Below are 17,025 nucleotides of genomic sequence, written 5' to 3'. Positions count from 1 at the left end.
TGCCGCCCACCCTGCAAGTGTGTGAAAAACCGACCCGTCGCGTCAAGCCCTGACCTCTTGCCGGGTCATATTGCTGAGCTGTGGCCGGCTTTACTTAGATCATACGCGTCAAAGCTGCGGGCGATCATGCGGGTCAGAGGGCGCGCCTCGGGCGGGATGAACAAACCGCCTTCGGTGATGCGCAGCAACCCGTCAAAGGCGCTGTTGGCGTTCTGATACATGCGCTGCAGTTCGGCTGCGGTGATGTCGTGGTCGCGCAGAATCTCGGCGCTGTCGATCTGGAAATCGCACATCAGCGCTTCGATCAGACGGCCGCGCAAGATGTCCTGCCCTTTGAACAGGTGCCCGCGCGAGGTCGAGAACCGCCCCTCGCGGATCGCCTTGGTATGGGCGGACGTCGCGGGCGCGTTCTGCGCATAGCCCTGCGGGAAGCGCGAGATCGAGCTGGCGCCGACACCAATCAGAACCTCGGCCTGATCGTCGGTATAGCCTTGGAAGTTCCGCTTGAGCCGTCCGGCCTTCAGCGCATGGGTCAGGCCATCGTCCTGTGTGGCAAAGTGGTCGATGCCGATTTCCGCGTAGTTGTCCCACATGAACAGACGGCGGGCGGTGTCGAACAGGTCCAGCCTCTCTTCGGGGGTGGGCAGGGCGTCCGAAGGAATCAGCTGTTGCCGCTTAGCCATCCACGGCACGTGCGCGTAGCCATACAGCGCAACGCGGTCTGGGCTGAGCGACAGCAGTTTCTGTACGCTTTCCGTCATCCGGGTTTTAGTCTGATGCGGCAGGCCATAAAGGATATCGGCATTCAGGCTGGTAATCCCGCGCGCGCGGATCATGTCCACGGCGTCTCGGGTGGTGTCATAGCTTTGGATGCGCCCGATGGTCTTTTGAATCTCGTCGTCGAAATCCTGCACCCCGATCGAGGCGCGGTTCATACCAGCCTCGGCCAGCGCGTCCAGACGGGCCTCATCAATCTCGTTCGGGTCGATCTCAACCGAAAACTCGGCATTTGGTCCCAGCGGCACCACGTCCAAAATCCGTGCTGCCAGATCGCGCATCAGATCGGCGTTCAGCAAGGTCGGTGTGCCCCCGCCCCAATGCAGGCGCGACAGGGTGACACCTTCGGGCAGACGCTCGGCCAACAAGTCCAGCTCGGCCTTAAGCACGTCGACATAGGCGATGACCGGGTTGTCCGTCTGCGTGCCCTGCGTGCGGCAGGCGCAGAACCAGCACAGCCTGCGGCAGAAGGGGACGTGGATATACAGCGATACGGAACTGCCGGGTTTAAGGCCGGAAATCCAGTCACCATAAAGACTTGGCCCCACATCATTGCTGAAGTGGGGAGCGGTGGGGTAGCTGGTGTAACGCGGTACTTTCGCGTCAAATAGTCCAAGCTTTGCCAATTGTGGTTTCACTATCATGGCGATACGTTTAAGGGACGGCCCGGCCAGATGCTTTGACCGAGATCAAGTGGAAATGCGCATGACACCGATATTCAAGATCGACCATACGAACTGTGGAGACTGCCCAATCCGGCATCGCGCAGTGTGTGCGCATTGCGATGCGAATGAGCTGGAAGAGCTTGAAGGCATTAAGTATTATCGCAGTTTCGAAGCAGGTCAGACGATCATCTGGTCCGGGGATCAGATGAACTTTGTCGGCTCTGTCGTGTCCGGTATCGCATCGCTGACACAGACGATGGAGGACGGACGCACGCAAATGGTCGGCCTTTTGTTGCCCAGCGATTTTGTTGGTCGTCCGGGGCGTGATTCTGCGCCATATGACGTACAGGCGACAACCGATCTGGTCATGTGCTGTTTTCGCAAGAAGCCCTTCGAAGAACTGATGAGCTCAACGCCGCATATCGCGCATCGACTGTTGCAAATGACGCTGGACGAACTGGATGCGGCGCGCGAGTGGATGTTGGTTCTGGGGCGCAAGACCGCGCGCGAGAAGATCGCAAGCCTGCTGTCGATCATCGCCCGTCGCGACGCCTCGATCCACCAGAAGGGCAACTCCGGCCCTATCGTGTTTGATCTGCCCCTGACCCGCGAGGCGATGGCGGATTATCTGGGCCTGACGCTGGAAACGGTCAGCCGTCAGATCTCGGCACTAAAAAAGGATGAGGTCATTCTGCTGGAAGGCAAGCGCCACGTCACGATCCCGGATATGGGGCGGCTGATGGAAGAGGCGGGCGACGACACGGATGGCGGATTTCTGGTCTGAAACGCTTGCGGCGTGACTGAGGCCGCGCACCGTGCTTAACTGGCCCTGATTAACGCTATTCTCAGGAGCAAACCATGGAATTCAGTAGCATTCTGGCGATGCTGTTCATTGGCGCTGTCGCCGGATGGTTGTCGGGCAAGATCATGGAAGGCCGCGGCTTTGGCCTGATCGGCAATATCATCGTTGGTATCGTTGGTGCCTTCTTGGCCGGATTGATTTTTCCGGCGCTGGGTTTTGCTGTGGGCGGCGGTGTCTTCTCATCAATCTTCTTCGCCACAATTGGCGCAGTGATTCTGCTGTTCTTGATCGGGCTGATAAAACGATAGAAAAACCGCCCCGAGGGGCGGTTTTCGTAATCAAGCTTGCCTTAATGGGCGAGGAAAACGGGCACCGAGGATTGTTCCAGCATGTTCCGGGTCGCGCCACCCAAAATGGCTTCGCGGAACCGCGAATGGCCATAGGCCCCCATCACGATCATGTCCGCTTCGGTGTCTGCGGCGTGTCGGTTGAGAATATCCGACACACGGGTCATGGTTTTGCTGAGCACGTCAATCTCGCATTTCACGCCATGACGGGCCAGCATCTGTGACAACATTCCCCCAGGGTCCGACCGGTCGGGACCGTGGCGCGGAGGGTCGATGACGACGATACGCACCAGATCGGCCTCAATCAGGAAAGGCATGGCGCGGCGAATGGCGCGCATTGCCTCGACGCTTTCGTTCCAGCCGATCAGGATCGTGCCGGGTCGCACGAAGGGCGTGGCGTCCTGCGGCGTGATCAGAACCGGTGCGTGACCTTCGAACATTGCGGCTTCGACGATGGGTTCGGCCTCGGCGCCGCGATCTTCGCCATAGGGTTGCGGCAGGATGACGAGGTCGGAGAATCGCGCGCGATGGGCGACATGGCGACCGATATCCGAAATCTGCGCCACCCCGCTTTCGGCCGACCACCGGGTGTCGGTCTTGCCAAGAAAGGTTTTGGCGTGGGTCAGGATTTCCTCGGCTTCGGCATTGGCGCGGGTCAGTGTTTCCTGAAGAATCAGCGCGTTGGCACCCGCGTAATAGTAGCCGGTCTGACTGCGGTCGACGCCTAGGCAAAGCGCTTCGATATGCGCGTCCTGCGCGGATGCCAGTGCGGCCATCTGTGCCAGAGCCGGATCACTTTGGCTTGTGTCCGTCATGACAGTGAGAAGAGATTTATACGCCATTTTGACCTCGTGCCTGCGGAGCGTCTTGCTGCGGCCTGATGACCCAACAACAAGAGTACGATTGTCACAGAAATCGGGCTATTGTCTTGACACAGATCAAAGCAGTTCTGGCTTCTGTCCGACAAAACAGCAGCCAGTCAAATGGGTCTCGCGACACATAAAGAATCACGCGGGGCATGGCAAAGGGACGCAATATGTCAAATTACATCAAGCTGATCGTGCTTGGTCTGATCGCGATATTCGCGGCGATCGGAACCAATTACGCACGCGATTTGGCGTATCAGGTGCACGCAATTCTGGTGATGATTATCGCCGTTGGTTTGTTCATCTGGACGCTGAGAAACACCGAAGAGCCAGATATTCTCGTGGATCGCTCGGGCGAATACATGGATGGGGTCATCCGCTACGGCGTGATCGCAACCGCTTTTTGGGGTGTGATCGGGTTCCTGGCGGGGACCTTTATTGCGTTCCAGCTGGCCTTCCCGGCGCTAAACTTTGAATGGGCGCAGGGTTACCTGAACTTTGGCCGCTTGCGTCCGCTTCACACCTCGGCGGTGATTTTCGCATTTGGCGGCAACGCGCTGATCGCGACCTCGTTTTATGTCGTGCAACGCACCAGCGCCGCGCGCCTGTGGGGCGGCAATCTGGCGTGGTTCGTGTTCTGGGGCTACCAGCTGTTCATCGTGTTGGCCGCAACCGGATACGTTCTGGGCGGAACCCAGTCGAAAGAATACGCTGAACCCGAATGGTATGTTGACCTGTGGCTGACCGTCGTCTGGGTGGCCTATCTGGCCGTGTTCCTGGGCACCGTGGTCAAGCGGAAAGAGCCGCATATCTATGTGGCCAACTGGTTCTATCTGGCGTTTATCGTCACCGTTGCCATGCTGCACCTGGTCAACAACATGACCATCCCAGTCAGCATCTGGGGTTCGAAATCGGTCATCGTCTGGTCGGGCGTGCAAGACGCTATGATCCAGTGGTGGTACGGCCACAACGCTGTGGGCTTTTTCCTGACTGCAGGCTTCTTGGGCATGATGTACTACTTCATCCCGAAACAGGCCGAACGACCGGTGTTCTCGTACAAGCTGTCGATCATCCACTTCTGGGCACTGATCTTCCTGTATATTTGGGCCGGTCCGCACCACCTGCACTATACCGCGCTGCCTGACTGGGCCTCGACGCTGGGCATGGTGTTCTCGATCATCCTGTGGATGCCGTCTTGGGGTGGTATGATCAACGGTCTGATGACCCTGTCGGGTGCATGGGACAAGCTGCGCACCGACCCGGTGATCCGGATGATGGTGATCTCGGTCGGCTTCTATGGCATGTCCACCTTTGAAGGCCCGATGATGTCGATCCGCGCTGTGAACTCACTGAGCCACTACACCGACTGGACCATTGGTCACGTGCACTCGGGTGCGCTGGGCTGGAACGGCATGATCACCTTTGGTGCGCTGTACTTCTTGGTGCCCGTCCTGTGGAAACGTGAGCGTCTGTACTCGCTGCAGATGGTCAGCTGGCACTTCTGGCTCGCCACAATCGGCATCGTGCTTTACGCCGCGTCGATGTGGGTGACCGGTATCATGGAAGGCCTGATGTGGCGTGAAGTGGATGCTAACGGCTTCTTGGTGAACTCGTTCGCCGATACCGTGGCGGCCAAGTTCCCGATGTATGTGGTGCGTGCTCTGGGTGGCGTGATGTTCGTCGCTGGTGCTGTGATCATGTGCTACAACCTGTGGATGACTGTGCGGAAGGCACCGGCCAAAGAGGCCAGCCTGACCGTCGCGGTCCCGGCTGAATAAGGAGGGCCGGAGCAATGGCAATTCTCGACAAACATAAGATCCTCGAGACCAACGCGACCCTCCTGCTGATCTTCAGCTTTCTGGTCGTAACCATCGGTGGCCTGGTTCAGATCACCCCGCTGTTCTACCTTGAGAACACAATCGAGAAGGTGGAGGGCATGCGCCCTTACACCCCTCTCGAAATGGCGGGACGTGAGATCTACATCCGCGAAGGCTGCTATGTCTGCCACAGCCAGATGATCCGCCCGATGCGGGATGAGGTCGAACGCTATGGCCACTATTCGCTGGCGGCTGAGTCGATGTATGACCACCCGTTCCAGTGGGGCTCCAAGCGTACCGGTCCTGATCTGGCACGTGTGGGCGGTCGTTACTCGGACCAGTGGCATGTGGACCACCTGCGTGACCCGCAGTCGGTTGTGCCGGAATCGGTGATGCCGAAATACGGCTTCCTCGAGCACCGCAAGCTGGACGGCAAGTATATCGGCGACATCATGGCGGCAAACGCTCTGGTGGGCACGCCCTATACCGAAGAGATGCTGGCCAACGCCCAGGCGGACTTTCGTGCGCAGGCCGACCCGGACAGCGACTATGACGGGCTGCTGGAACGCTATGGCGACAAGGTCAGCGTGCGCAACTTCGACGGTCAGCCCGAACTGACCGAAGCGGACGCGCTGGTTGCCTATCTGCAGATGCTGGGAACGCTGGTCGATTTCTCGACCTTCACCCCGGACGCGAGCCGCTAAGGAGGGTGTGATGGAAGAATATACACTCCTGAGGCAATTCGCGGATAGCTGGATGCTGCTGCTGTTGTTTGCCTTCTTTGTCGGCATCGTGATCTGGGTTTTCCGCCCCGGTGCCAGCAAGGAATACAAGGACACCGCCAACATTCCGTTCCGGCATCAAGACAAACCCGCCGAATCAGAATCTAAGGAGGCGCGGCAATGAGCAAACCATCTGAAAAACTGCCGGGCGATCCAAACACAACCGGACATACCTGGGACGGCATCGAAGAATTCGACAACCCGATGCCACGCTGGTGGCTGTGGACCTTCTACGCCACTATTATCTGGGGCGTGATCTACACGATCATGTATCCCGCATGGCCACTGGTTCATTCTGCAACGGCCGGTGTTCTAGGCTGGTCCACGCGTGAGGACGTGCAGCAGGAAATGGTGAGTTTCGAAGAGGCGAACGCACCGTGGAACGCCAAGCTGGTTGAAACGCCGCTGGAGCAGATCTCGGCCGATGCGGAACTGCAGCAATACGCGGTGAACGCGGGTGGTGCTGTGTTCCGCACCTGGTGTGCGCAGTGCCACGGCTCGGGTGCGCAAGGCGCCACCGGCTTCCCGAACCTGCTGGATGACGCCTGGCTGTGGGGCGGTACGCTCGAAGATATCGAGTTCACCATCGCTCACGGTATCCGGAACGAGGAAAGCGACGATGCGCGCTATTCCGAGATGCCGGCCTTTGGCGAGATTCTCGAAGGCGAAGAGATCACTCAGGTGGTTCAGTACGTCATGTCTCTGACCAATGCGCAGACCGACGATGCGGCGGCGCAGGCGGGCAAGGTTGTCTTTGAAGACAACTGTGCGGCCTGTCACGGCGAAGACGGCAAAGGCGATGTCTTCCAGGGCGCGCCGAACCTGACCGACGCGATCTGGCTCTATGGCGGCAGCCAAGAGGCTTTGACCGAGACGGTGACCTACAGCCGCTTTGGTGTGATGCCTGCTTGGGAAAACCGTCTCACTGACGCGCAAATCCGCGCTGTCACTGCCTATGTCCACCAGCTTGGTGGTGGTCAGTAAGGTTTAAGGAATACCTTCGGACGGTTCGCCGCCCGAAGGTTGAGGCACCGGCTGTTCCATCTGTTCGCGCGTTTCCTGAACAGCCGGTGCTACATTTCCAGACTAGTGATCCAAAATGTACCGGTCCAGTGCACCTTTTACTTGGAGCACGAACCTGTGACGCGCAAGCTTTTCTTCCCCCAATGATCATTAGAGCGCAGCTTTGGCTTTGACGGCTCGTCACGCGGGTCGGTTTGGGTGGCGACCATGAAAGTTCTGGCAAGAATAGAAAGCATCTGACCTCTCCTGGGTTTGTCTCTAACTAGGTTCAGGATTGATCTGCGGGCGCGGAAATGCGACTCAATTGGAAATCGAACGTGTAAGCAGGGTTTACATATGGATTGGTTGAAGATGCCGCCGCTTGCGTCGCTGAAGGCCTTTCATGCATTTGCGGAAACAGGAAATGTTGTGCAGGCGGGGGCCTTGCTGAATGTCAGCCACGCTGCCATCAGCCAGCAATTGCGCGCGTTGGAGAAACATCTGGGTGCCGCGCTGCTGGACCGAAGTGGAAAGTCCATGACCCTGACCCCCGAGGGCGAGAGGCTGGCCCGCGCCCTGCATCTGGGATTTGGTGCCATCGGCGATGCCGTGGCCGACCTGTTGCACCTGACCGAGGATCGCCCCGTTCACGTCTCGCTGACTGCATCTTTTGCGGCGTCATGGCTGATGCCGCGCCTGCCTGCCTTTCAGCTCGACCATCCTGATATCCCTCTGGTGTTAGACCCGTCGCCCGAACTGGTCAGCCTGCGTCCGGGCGGGGTGGATGTGGCGATCCGGTACGGCGACGGGAACTGGCCGGGGATGGTATCGGATCTGCTGCTGCAAAGCCCGATCGTGATTGTCGCCGCGCCCTCTCTGCTGCAGGGCAGGGTGTCGATGACCCCGGACGAGCTGAGCCAGCTGCCCTGGCTTGAAGAGCTTGGAACCACCGAGGCGACCTCTTGGCTTGCCCGGCAGGGGGTCGAACATGGCCCTCGTGCCGGGCGCATCATGTTGCCAGGCAATCTGGTGCTTGAAGGGCTACGGGCCGGACAGGGCGTGACCGTCACGGCGCGGCATTTCGTTGAACCCGACATAAAAGCGGGCCGCCTTGTCGAACTGTTTTGCCAACCGGGCGAACGGGGCTATCATATTGTAACCGGCGACGCACCGCTGCGGCCTGCCGTCAAGGTTTTTGTGGCTTGGCTCAGGCGGCAATCTGGTCGCATGTGACAAAAGGTGTCTGTGCGATGCGCTTTTGACCCATGTCAAAGTGGGACACGCTGTGATTTGGGACAAGACGCCTAAAAAACAGCCACATCTGGAGCCAGCTCGTGAGCGATTCCGACCCCGCCCCCAGCCTTTACGCTGCTAGGGAGCCCATCTTTCCCCGGCGCGTGTCCGGTCCTTTTCGAAACCTGAAATGGATCATCCTCGCGGTCACATTGGGGATTTATTATCTGACACCCTGGATCAGGTGGGACCGCGGCCCCAGCTTGCCGGATCAGGCGGTGCTTTTGGACCTTGCAAACCGAAGGTTCTATTTTTTCTGGATCGAGATCTGGCCGCACGAGTTCTATTTCGTCGCGGGCCTGCTGATCATGGCGGGCCTCGGGCTGTTCCTGTTTACTTCGGCGCTGGGGCGTGTGTGGTGCGGTTATGCCTGCCCGCAGACCGTGTGGACCGACCTTTACATTCTGGTTGAGCGCTGGATCGAGGGCGACCGAAACGCCCGTCTGCGCCTGCACCGTCAGGAAAAACTGGACTTCCGCAAAGCCCGGCTGCGTTTGACGAAATGGACCGTGTGGCTGTTGATCGGCGTGGCCACCGGCGGGGCCTGGGTGTTCTATTTTGCCGACGCGCCGACGCTGTTGCACGATTTGGTCACGGGCAACGCCCACCCTGTTGCCTACACAACCGTTCTAATTCTGACCGGCACGACCTTTCTGTTCGGTGGATTCGCCCGCGAGCAGATTTGTATCTATGCCTGCCCGTGGCCGCGTATTCAGGCCGCGATGATGGACGAGGACACTTTGGTCGTTGGTTACCGCGAATGGCGCGGTGAGCCGCGCGGCAAGGGCAAGCGGACCGCGGATTCCGAGTTGGGCGACTGCATCGATTGCATGGCCTGCGTGAATGTCTGCCCCGTAGGGATCGACATTCGCGACGGTCAGCAGTTGGAGTGCATTACCTGCGCGCTTTGCATTGACGCATGTGATGATATGATGGCCAAGATCGGCAAGCCGCGTGGCCTGATCGATTATATGGCGCTGAGTGATGAGACCCGCGAACGCGCGGGCGAGCCGCCCAAGAATGTTTGGAAACACATCCTGCGGCCGCGCACAATCATGTATACAGCGATGTGGGCGGCGGTTGGCTTTGGCCTGCTGTTCGCGCTGTTCATCCGCTCGGACATCGATCTGACCGTGGCGCCGGTGCGCAACCCGACCTTCGTGACCCTGTCTGACGGCACCATCCGAAACACTTATGACGTGCGTCTGCGCAATAAACATGGCGAGGACCGGCCGTTCGAGTTGACGCTGGCCGGTGATCCGGCACTGCAGCTGCAAATCGAAGGGATCGAGGGCAGCACTGTTAATGTCACCGCGGATACGGCACAATTGACGCGCGTTTATATCGTTTCGGCAAAAGGCACCGGACCTTCGGCTGCGGATACCACGCCGGTCCGTATCTGGGTCGAGGATGTGGAAAGTGGTGAACGCGCCTATAAGGACACCACGTTCAATGGACGAGGAAACTAAGATGGCCCAGCGTCAGTTTACCGGAAAGCACGCCCTGGCAGTGTTTGTCGCCGCTTTTGGCGTGATCATCGCCGTCAACCTCGTGTTGGCCTATAGCGCGGTCAAAACCTTTCCGGGGCTCGAGGTGAAGAACTCGTATGTCGCCAGTCAGGAGTTCAACGAGCGTCTGCAGGAACAGCAGGCGCTGGGATGGACCATCCGCGCCGAGGTGTCGGGTGGGCTGTTGATCCTACACATCACGGACAAGACCGGCGCCCCGGTCGAAGTGACGGAATTGCAGGCCGTGGTTGGCAGAGCCACCCATGTGAAAGAGGATTTTTCGCCCGATTTCACTTTTGATGGCCAAGCCTACGCAACCCCGGCGACCTTGGGCAAGGGTAACTGGAACATCCGGCTGGTGGCCAAGGACAGCTCGGGTGCCGAGTTCGCGCAGCGCGTGCCGCTGTACGTGAAGGGGTGAATGGATGACGGCGCAGCTTACATCCGGCACGGCAGCCTGTCCGGGGTGCATTGCCAGCCCGGCGGAACCGGCGCGCCCGGTACCACAGGATGTGCAGATCGCGCTGTCGCTGCCGGGCATCCATTGTTCGGCCTGTATCGCCACGGTCGAGCGTGAGCTGAACGCCCATCCCGGCGTGGAAAATGCGCGGGTGAACCTGACCCTGAAACGCGCAATGGTCAAAGCGGCACCCGACCTGCGTGCCGCCGATCTGATCCCGGTGCTGGAAAACGCGGGCTTCGAGGCGCATGAGCTGGACCCCGGCGCGCTGTCGGCCACGCAGGCGGACAAGGCGGGCCGCGATCTGTTGATGCGTCTGGCGGTGGCCGGGTTTGCCTCGATGAACGTGATGTTGCTGTCGGTGTCGGTCTGGTCGGGGGCCTCGGACGCCACGCGCGACATGTTCCACTGGATTTCGGCCGCGATTGCGCTGCCCGCGATTGCCTTTTCTGCGCAGCCCTTCTTTGCCAACGCCTGGAGCGCTCTGCGTGTGCGTCGCTTGAATATGGACGTGCCGATTGTGCTCGCCATCGTGCTGGCGCTGGTGACGTCGCTGTGGGAAACCGCGCTTAGCGGTGAGCACGCCTATTTCGACGCGGCGCTGACGCTGACCTTCTTCCTGCTGGCGGGCCGGTACTTGGATTACCGTACCCGCGCCGCCGCCCGATCTGCGGCTGAAGAACTAACCGCCCTTGAAGTGCCCCGTGCTATCAAGCTGGTCGGTGGGGCCGAAGAAGAAGTTGCCGTGGCCACGCTGGCCGTTAGTGATCTGATCTTGGTCCGGCCCGGAGGCCGTATGCCGGTGGACGGCGAGATTGTCTCTGGCCAGTCGGAACTGGATCGCTCTCTGCTGACCGGGGAAACCCTGCCGGTCTTTGCCGAGGCTGGCCTGACCGTCAGTGCCGGAGAGGTCAACCTGACCGGTCCGCTGACCATCCGGGCAACGGCGGTGGGCGAGGATACCTCGCTGCATCGCATGGCCGATCTGGTCGCTATCGCTGAATCGGGTCGTTCACGCTATACCTCGCTGGCGGACAAGGCGGCCAAGCTTTATGCGCCGGGCGTGCACATCCTGTCGGCGCTCAGCTTTCTGGGCTGGTACATCTATTCTGGCGATATCCGTACCGCGCTGAACATCGCCGCCGCTGTTCTGATCATCACTTGCCCCTGTGCGTTGGGCCTGGCTGTTCCGGCGGTGACCACGGCGGCCTCGGGGCGGTTGTTTCGCAAGGGTATGCTGATCAAACATGCCACCGCGCTGGAGCGTCTGGCCGAGGTCGATACTGTCGTCTTTGACAAAACCGGCACGCTGACCTCGGGCACGCCTGAACTGACCAATCTGGGTGATCATTCCCGTGCGGATCTTCAAATCGCGCTGGCCTTGGCCGAGGCGTCCTCGCATCCATTGTCGGTGGCGCTGACCAAGGCTGCACGCGACGCCGGGATCAAACCGGCCAGCCTCAAAGACGTTACCGAAGTTCCGGGCTATGGCACCGAGGGCAACTGGCGCGGCCAGCGGGTGCGTCTGGGCCGCGCGGCATGGACCGGCGCAAAAGAGGGCAACCAGACGGCGGCCTGGCTGTCTGTTGGCGGGCAAGCCCCTGCAACATTCCTGTTCACGGACAGCCAGCGCCCCGGCGCGGCTGAGGCGGTTCATGCCCTTCGCAATGCAGGCAAGGACGTCATTCTGATTTCCGGCGACACGCAGGGCGCGGTGCAGGCGTTGGCTGAAAAGCTGGGAATCGAAAACTGGGTCGCGCAGGCCCTGCCGCAGGATAAGGCAGCCCGCGTGCAGGAGTTGAGCGATCAGGGCCGTCACGTTCTGATGGTTGGCGATGGCCTGAATGACACGGCCGCTCTGGCGGCCGCACACGTGTCGATCTCTCCGGCCTCGGCGCTGGATGCGGCGCGGGTGGCGTCGGATATCGTGCTGCTGGGCAATGATCTTGCCCCAATCGCGGATGCCTGCGATACGGCGGTGAAGGCGACAAAACGGATTCGTGAAAACTTCCGCATCGCTACCGTATATAATATCATCGCAGTACCGTTGGCCGTGGTTGGCTTGGCCACACCGCTGATAGCGGCGCTGGCGATGTCGACCTCGTCCATTACCGTGTCGCTGAACGCCCTGCGTCTGAGGTAAACCGATGGAAGTTCTGGCCTATCTTATACCGATTTCCCTGCTTTTGGGCGGGGTTGGCCTTGTGGCGTTCATCTATACGGTCCGGTCGAACCAGTATGATGATCCCGAAGGCGACGCACGCCGTATCCTCAGCGATGAATGGGACGACAAGCCAAAGCCCTGACGGCCCTTGAAATTGCCGCAATGCCCGGTTATGTCCGGCCCATCCGCTAGCAGAGAGAACCAAGCCAAATGGCAACTATGAATCCGATCCAGTTCATTCAGCAAGTCCGTGCCGAAGTTGCAAAGGTCGTCTGGCCGACCCGGCGTGAAGTTCTGCTGACCACGGTCATGGTGTTCATCATGGCGGCGCTGACGGCCGTTTTCTTTGCGCTGGTTGATCTGGCCATTCGTGGCGGGCTGCAGGCGATCCTGGGCGCGTTCAGCTAAACCGGTTCGGGCGGGCGGAAACGCCACTGCCCCCTTGCACCTTGTGCGATGTCAGAGTAGTTGACGCGGTACTATTCGGAATGGGCGTGCGGCGATTCGGGCTGCGCGCCGCTTTTTATTCCGGGTGATGCGATAGAATTTCAATGACGGTGCTTGCGGCCATCCGAAAGCACCGAAAGTAAAACAAGGACGACAGGTTCATGGCGAAACGGTGGTACTCGGTCAGCGTTCTTTCGAATTTCGAAAAGAAGATCGCAGAGCAGATCCGCACGTCGGTGGCCGAGCAGGGCCTTGAGGACGATATCGACGAGGTTCTGGTGCCCACCGAAGAGGTGATCGAAGTGCGCCGGGGCAAGAAGGTCACGACCGAACGCCGCTTCATGCCCGGCTATGTGCTGGTGCATATGGAGATGTCGGATCAGGGCTATCACCTTGTGAACTCGATCAACCGCGTCACCGGTTTCCTGGGCCCGCAAGGCCGCCCGATGCCGATGCGCGACGCTGAGGTGAACCAGATCCTGAACCGCGTTCAGGAAGGCGAAGAAGCGCCCAAGCTGATGATCACCTTCGAGGTCGGCGAGAAGGTCAAGGTCAACGACGGCCCGTTCGAGGACTTCGACGGCATGGTCGAAGGCGTGGACGACGAGAACCAGAAGCTGAAGGTTTCGGTCTCGATCTTTGGCCGCGAAACCCCGGTCGAACTGGACTTCACGCAGGTGACCAAGCAGAGCTAAACGGCTTTGCATCGAAATTCAAATCGCCGCGATGCAACAGGCAACGCGGCGATTTTCTGTTTCGGCAATGCGGGTGTCGTTAACTTTTAGATTATCGACTTATTGCACCTGTACCATAGCCGCGCGCAACAGTTGCGGGCGGTCTGACTGGGACGGTAAGAAGACTGCCTGCGATCCAGCATCCAACGCGGAAAGGCTCGCTTCGTACCATTGCATCGCAAGATCGCGGCGTTCCTGTACACCGAAACCTTCACGCAGGTGGTGTCCAACCAACTCTCCATAGGCGGGCTCTCCCATTGCGACCAACATCAGCGCGGAACCTACAGCGGTATCCATGTTGTCCTGCAGGTATCCCATTGCCAGACAGACTTTGCTTGTTGCCGCCAGATCTTCTGGGCTTTGCCCGGATTCCAATGCAAGCTTGCGCATCTGAGTTTCCGCTTCTGTTTTGGAGTTCAGAGACAGCGCAACAACTTGCGGCTCCAGCATTTCACCATATGAATCGCACTGCGCTGCCACCTGATCCGGCGTCAGTCCCTGGATGTCCTGCATCAGACTTTCACCCCGTGCCATCGCGTAGCTACGGGCGAGGCAGAACTGTTCGCTGAGTGCAAAATCAGGATCGGACATGTTTGCCAATGTCGTATAGCCGCCATTGGTCGAAGTTTGAAGCATGACCGCGCTGCAGCGATTGGCGAGCGATGGACCCGTTGTTCCCCCGGAAAACAGGGTCGGCAGGGTGGCGGTGGGTGTTTCTGCAACCTCTGGCGCTGGTTCGGGCTCTTGGGCGACCGCGACCGGGGCGACCGCGACCGGGGCGGCTTCTACCGTGGGCGCCGTGGGCTGAGGCGCGGCTGCCAGAGCGGTGCCGCTATGTACTTGTTGGCGGTACGCCATCAAAAGAGGTTGGCCCGCCTGTTGAGTTGAAGCCTGTCCTCCGCTCGTCGCCCAATAGTACGCTTGCATAAGGAAGTCGCGCTGATAGGGCTGAAAATCATAGCCATTGATAGGGTAGCCCATTGAAACCTGGTAGCGTTCGATTGCTGCTCGGGTGCCGCGTCCAACCTGACCATCGACCGTTCCGGCATTGTAACCGAAGTAGTTGAGTGCGGTCTGGGTTTGCGCACCCTGCGTTGTCGACGGTATGCTCGGACGATAGGTCCGGGTTGACCGAGTTGTTCTTTGGGCTTTTTTCTTCTGCTGGTCCTTGCCAATCGCGTAACCTACGACCCCGCCAACGACAGCGCCGCCAAGGAAGTCGCCGGCGTCGGCCCGTGCAACCTGAGGAGCCGTTAAAGCAAAGGATAGAGCGATTCCCAGCGTTGTTATTAAACGAAAAATCATAACTTACCTCCAAAACAAAACGCCTGAATTCGATGAGTATAGCACATTCATTGCGCGACGCGGGCTTGGAGTCGGCCGCGAAGCCAGAAACCTGATCTTTTGGCGATTGATTGGCGGACTTCTGCCCAATCCGAGATGTGAGCGGGCAGGTCACCGACGGCGCGTTTGAGGGCTTTGATGACGTGGTCGGCTGTGCGGAAGGCGTGAACCAGAAGGGAGGACTACTTCAATGAAAGTTCCTGACAATTACGGCGGACCGGGGATCAGTTCTTGTTGTTGAAGGACTGTCAGAATGTCGAGGATTGTCGAAGGGCTGAAATCTACTGACCCGTCAAGGAAAACACCCAGTCCACCTTCTCCGATCTCCCTCGGACCGCCTTTGTCATAAACCGGATCAAGTGATGCGAGCTCTGCAGGTAGTTCGGGACACAGAGGTGTCTCGTTGAGTACAAGGTCGACGGCGGCCAGCGTAAGCTCTTTTACCGACTCGAGAGTATCGTCCTGCAGAAGTTGCTCGCGCTGTGCTTCAGGTGCCGTAAGTGTAAGATCGATGAGTTTGAAATAGGCGCAGTTGTCGCGCAGTTCGACAGTCGCTTCGGTTGACATATTCGCCAGTATGGCTCTTTTTTGTTCACCCCGATGAAAGTCACGTTCACCGGTTCGGCTGCATTCGAAGATCGTGATGGTTACATCGCCATCCAAACCAATCGCGTCGTTTTCGGCTTTAAGATTTAGGTCATCAAGCCGGACCTGCAGGCCGCAGTTGTCGATGATCGCGTTATCAGCCAGTTGCTCAGGCACAGTTTTCTGTATTTCACGCAAATCCAGAAGTGCGCCCACCCCGATCCGAGTGGGGGCGGCCGCGGTGAGGTTCAGGTCAAGCGTATACGGCAATTCCGTATCGCGTACGGGCAGCTTTGCGTCGATGACAAAGTTCACCTGTTGTGCGCTGGGCGCTCGTGCATCCAGAACAACTGCCAATAAGACCGGGATCAAAAGCCAAAGTCTCATTCAGCAAACTCCAATACGCCAAGCTCTTTAAGGCCCCCAAGCACTTTGACTATCGTCTCGGCGCTGACATCCGCGGATCCGACGACAGCTGCCCCCATTCCGCCGGGTGCAATTTCGCGTGTGCCGCCGGATTCGTAGATCGGATCGAGGACAGAGAATTCTTCCGGTAGCGGAGGGCAGACCGGGTTGGCTGCCAAAAACTCTCCGCCTTTTTCAAGGACCGCTTCGTTGATGCGATTGGTCAACCCGAAGAGGTCAGAGACCGCGCCGATGAAACCGCGCGGATCAAGGTCGACGCCTTCGATACTAAATGTAAGGCACTGACCTTTGACTTCTGCTTTGGCGACCGCAACAGCATCTACCGTGGCACCAAAGTAACGAAAGCCCGGTTCTTCGCGCCGATTGCAGGTTGTGAACCGCGCACGGGCCGAGCCTTCGACTTTCACGGTTTCACCTTTCGCGGTGACGTTTCGGATTTCGAGATAGATCTGGCGCTTACAGCTTTCTTCCAATGGGCCCGTCAGTATTTCGGGCGCTTTTTCTTGCAAGCCGCGCAGGTCCATGAAGGCCCGCAACCGCAATCGAGTTGGGCTGGCTTCTTCGATGCCGCTGTAGACCGTGAAAGGTACAGGTATATCGCGTAGAGGAACCTCTTTGGTTAGCTTGATCTGAAAACGACCGGCATAGGTGGCCGGATCAATACCCCCTGAAGCAAATGACGCGGCCTTCTTGTCCCCGTTGGTTTGGGTCGCCGTCTCGGATACAGCACCCTGATCCTGAGCCTTGCTGCCACAGCCCGGCAACATGGCGAAAAGAACGCAGATCAGAAGTCCTTTGTTTATTCGAGATGATGCCATCCCAGACCACCTCTATTGTGACCAAGCAGGCCCAAGATACCTGTCTGCGTTACTTAAGCAACTTAGGACCTTGCAAAAAATTCCTGTTTCCGAGATTCAGATCGAAATTGAGGGGCTGAATAGAGCTGAAACGGATCACTTCGGATTATGGCTCCAGCCACTTGCCAACCCCAACGTTCCACTGTAAA

Annotated in this window: 18 protein-coding genes; 13 read left to right on the top strand and 5 right to left on the bottom strand. The window is 58.9% G+C overall.

From position 1 onward, the window contains the following. Nucleotides 1–65 precede the first annotated feature (65 nt). Nucleotides 66–1,421 (bottom strand): oxygen-independent coproporphyrinogen III oxidase, encoded by a 1,356-nt coding sequence (gene hemN, locus GOW98_RS20760; RefSeq protein WP_170335628.1) that lies wholly within the window; start codon nucleotides 1,419–1,421, stop codon nucleotides 66–68. 61 nt (nucleotides 1,422–1,482) lie between these two features. Between hemN and fnrL the strand changes: the two genes are divergently transcribed. Continuing rightward, nucleotides 1,483–2,226: a transcriptional regulator FnrL gene (fnrL, locus tag GOW98_RS20755; RefSeq protein ID WP_170335626.1), complete on the top strand. Its 744-nt coding sequence runs from the start codon at nucleotides 1,483–1,485 to the stop codon at nucleotides 2,224–2,226. Between the two features lie 74 nt (nucleotides 2,227–2,300). Then, nucleotides 2,301–2,552, top strand: coding sequence for a GlsB/YeaQ/YmgE family stress response membrane protein (locus GOW98_RS20750; RefSeq protein WP_170335624.1), 252 nt, complete (start codon nucleotides 2,301–2,303; stop codon nucleotides 2,550–2,552). Nucleotides 2,553–2,593: 41 nt separating this feature from the next. Here the strand turns inward: GOW98_RS20750 and GOW98_RS20745 are convergent, their stop codons facing one another. Next, nucleotides 2,594–3,433, bottom strand: coding sequence for a universal stress protein (locus GOW98_RS20745; protein ID WP_170335621.1), 840 nt, complete (start codon nucleotides 3,431–3,433; stop codon nucleotides 2,594–2,596). A gap of 194 nt (nucleotides 3,434–3,627) precedes the next feature. On the opposite strand from GOW98_RS20745, the gene ccoN reads away from it, so the two are divergent. The 11 genes from ccoN (at nucleotide 3,628) to nusG (ending at nucleotide 13,625) form a co-directional block, all read left to right on the top strand. After that, the gene (ccoN, locus tag GOW98_RS20740) at nucleotides 3,628–5,235 is read left to right on the top strand and encodes a cytochrome-c oxidase, cbb3-type subunit I (RefSeq protein ID WP_170335619.1); all 1,608 of its coding nucleotides are present in this window, start codon (nucleotides 3,628–3,630) and stop codon (nucleotides 5,233–5,235) included. Nucleotides 5,236–5,249: 14 nt separating this feature from the next. Next, nucleotides 5,250–5,978 carry a cytochrome-c oxidase, cbb3-type subunit II gene (gene ccoO / locus GOW98_RS20735; protein ID WP_170335617.1) on the top strand — a complete coding sequence of 243 codons (729 nt, stop codon included), beginning with the start codon at nucleotides 5,250–5,252 and terminating at the stop codon, nucleotides 5,976–5,978. A gap of 10 nt (nucleotides 5,979–5,988) precedes the next feature. Beyond that, on the top strand, nucleotides 5,989–6,180 hold the full coding sequence (locus GOW98_RS20730) for a cbb3-type cytochrome c oxidase subunit 3 (RefSeq protein WP_170335615.1): 192 nt from the start codon (nucleotides 5,989–5,991) through the stop codon (nucleotides 6,178–6,180). Then, nucleotides 6,177–7,040 (top strand): cytochrome-c oxidase, cbb3-type subunit III, encoded by an 864-nt coding sequence (gene ccoP / locus GOW98_RS20725; protein ID WP_170335613.1) that lies wholly within the window; start codon nucleotides 6,177–6,179, stop codon nucleotides 7,038–7,040. The genes GOW98_RS20730 and ccoP overlap by 4 nt, the downstream gene beginning before the upstream one ends. A 375-nt stretch (nucleotides 7,041–7,415) precedes the next feature. Continuing rightward, complete coding sequence (locus GOW98_RS20720) at nucleotides 7,416–8,291, top strand: LysR family transcriptional regulator (protein WP_170335610.1); 876 nt, start codon at nucleotides 7,416–7,418, stop codon at nucleotides 8,289–8,291. A gap of 101 nt (nucleotides 8,292–8,392) precedes the next feature. After that, nucleotides 8,393–9,820: a cytochrome c oxidase accessory protein CcoG gene (gene ccoG / locus GOW98_RS20715; RefSeq protein WP_170335608.1), complete on the top strand. Its 1,428-nt coding sequence runs from the start codon at nucleotides 8,393–8,395 to the stop codon at nucleotides 9,818–9,820. A 1-nt stretch (nucleotide 9,821) separates the two neighbouring features. Further along, on the top strand, nucleotides 9,822–10,280 hold the full coding sequence (locus tag GOW98_RS20710; protein WP_170335675.1) for a FixH family protein: 459 nt from the start codon (nucleotides 9,822–9,824) through the stop codon (nucleotides 10,278–10,280). A gap of 4 nt (nucleotides 10,281–10,284) precedes the next feature. Further along, entirely contained in the window at nucleotides 10,285–12,462 is a 2,178-nt protein-coding gene (locus GOW98_RS20705; protein WP_170335606.1) for a heavy metal translocating P-type ATPase, read from the top strand. A 4-nt stretch (nucleotides 12,463–12,466) separates the two neighbouring features. Then, complete coding sequence (ccoS, locus tag GOW98_RS20700; protein ID WP_170335604.1) at nucleotides 12,467–12,625, top strand: cbb3-type cytochrome oxidase assembly protein CcoS; 159 nt, start codon at nucleotides 12,467–12,469, stop codon at nucleotides 12,623–12,625. Between the two features lie 68 nt (nucleotides 12,626–12,693). Next, nucleotides 12,694–12,891, top strand: coding sequence for a preprotein translocase subunit SecE (gene secE, locus GOW98_RS20695; protein WP_170335602.1), 198 nt, complete (start codon nucleotides 12,694–12,696; stop codon nucleotides 12,889–12,891). Nucleotides 12,892–13,091: 200 nt separating this feature from the next. Then, nucleotides 13,092–13,625 (top strand): transcription termination/antitermination protein NusG, encoded by a 534-nt coding sequence (gene nusG, locus GOW98_RS20690; RefSeq protein WP_170328796.1) that lies wholly within the window; start codon nucleotides 13,092–13,094, stop codon nucleotides 13,623–13,625. A 99-nt stretch (nucleotides 13,626–13,724) separates the two neighbouring features. On the opposite strand, the gene GOW98_RS20685 is transcribed toward nusG, so the two are convergent. The 3 genes from GOW98_RS20685 to GOW98_RS20675 form a co-directional block, all read right to left on the bottom strand. Further along, nucleotides 13,725–14,969, bottom strand: coding sequence for a peptidoglycan-binding domain-containing protein (locus GOW98_RS20685; RefSeq protein ID WP_170335599.1), 1,245 nt, complete (start codon nucleotides 14,967–14,969; stop codon nucleotides 13,725–13,727). Nucleotides 14,970–15,215: 246 nt separating this feature from the next. Further along, nucleotides 15,216–15,980 (bottom strand): hypothetical protein, encoded by a 765-nt coding sequence (locus tag GOW98_RS20680; RefSeq protein ID WP_170335597.1) that lies wholly within the window; start codon nucleotides 15,978–15,980, stop codon nucleotides 15,216–15,218. Further along, nucleotides 15,977–16,837 (bottom strand): hypothetical protein, encoded by an 861-nt coding sequence (locus GOW98_RS20675; RefSeq protein WP_170335595.1) that lies wholly within the window; start codon nucleotides 16,835–16,837, stop codon nucleotides 15,977–15,979. Before GOW98_RS20675 ends, GOW98_RS20680 begins: the two co-directional genes overlap by 4 nt. Between the last annotated feature and the right edge of the window lie 188 nt (nucleotides 16,838–17,025).

The organism is Ruegeria arenilitoris (assembly GCF_013032445.1).
Taxonomy (GTDB): domain Bacteria; phylum Pseudomonadota; class Alphaproteobacteria; order Rhodobacterales; family Rhodobacteraceae; genus Ruegeria; species Ruegeria arenilitoris_F.
This window is presented reverse-complemented; position numbering and strand designations above follow the sequence as displayed.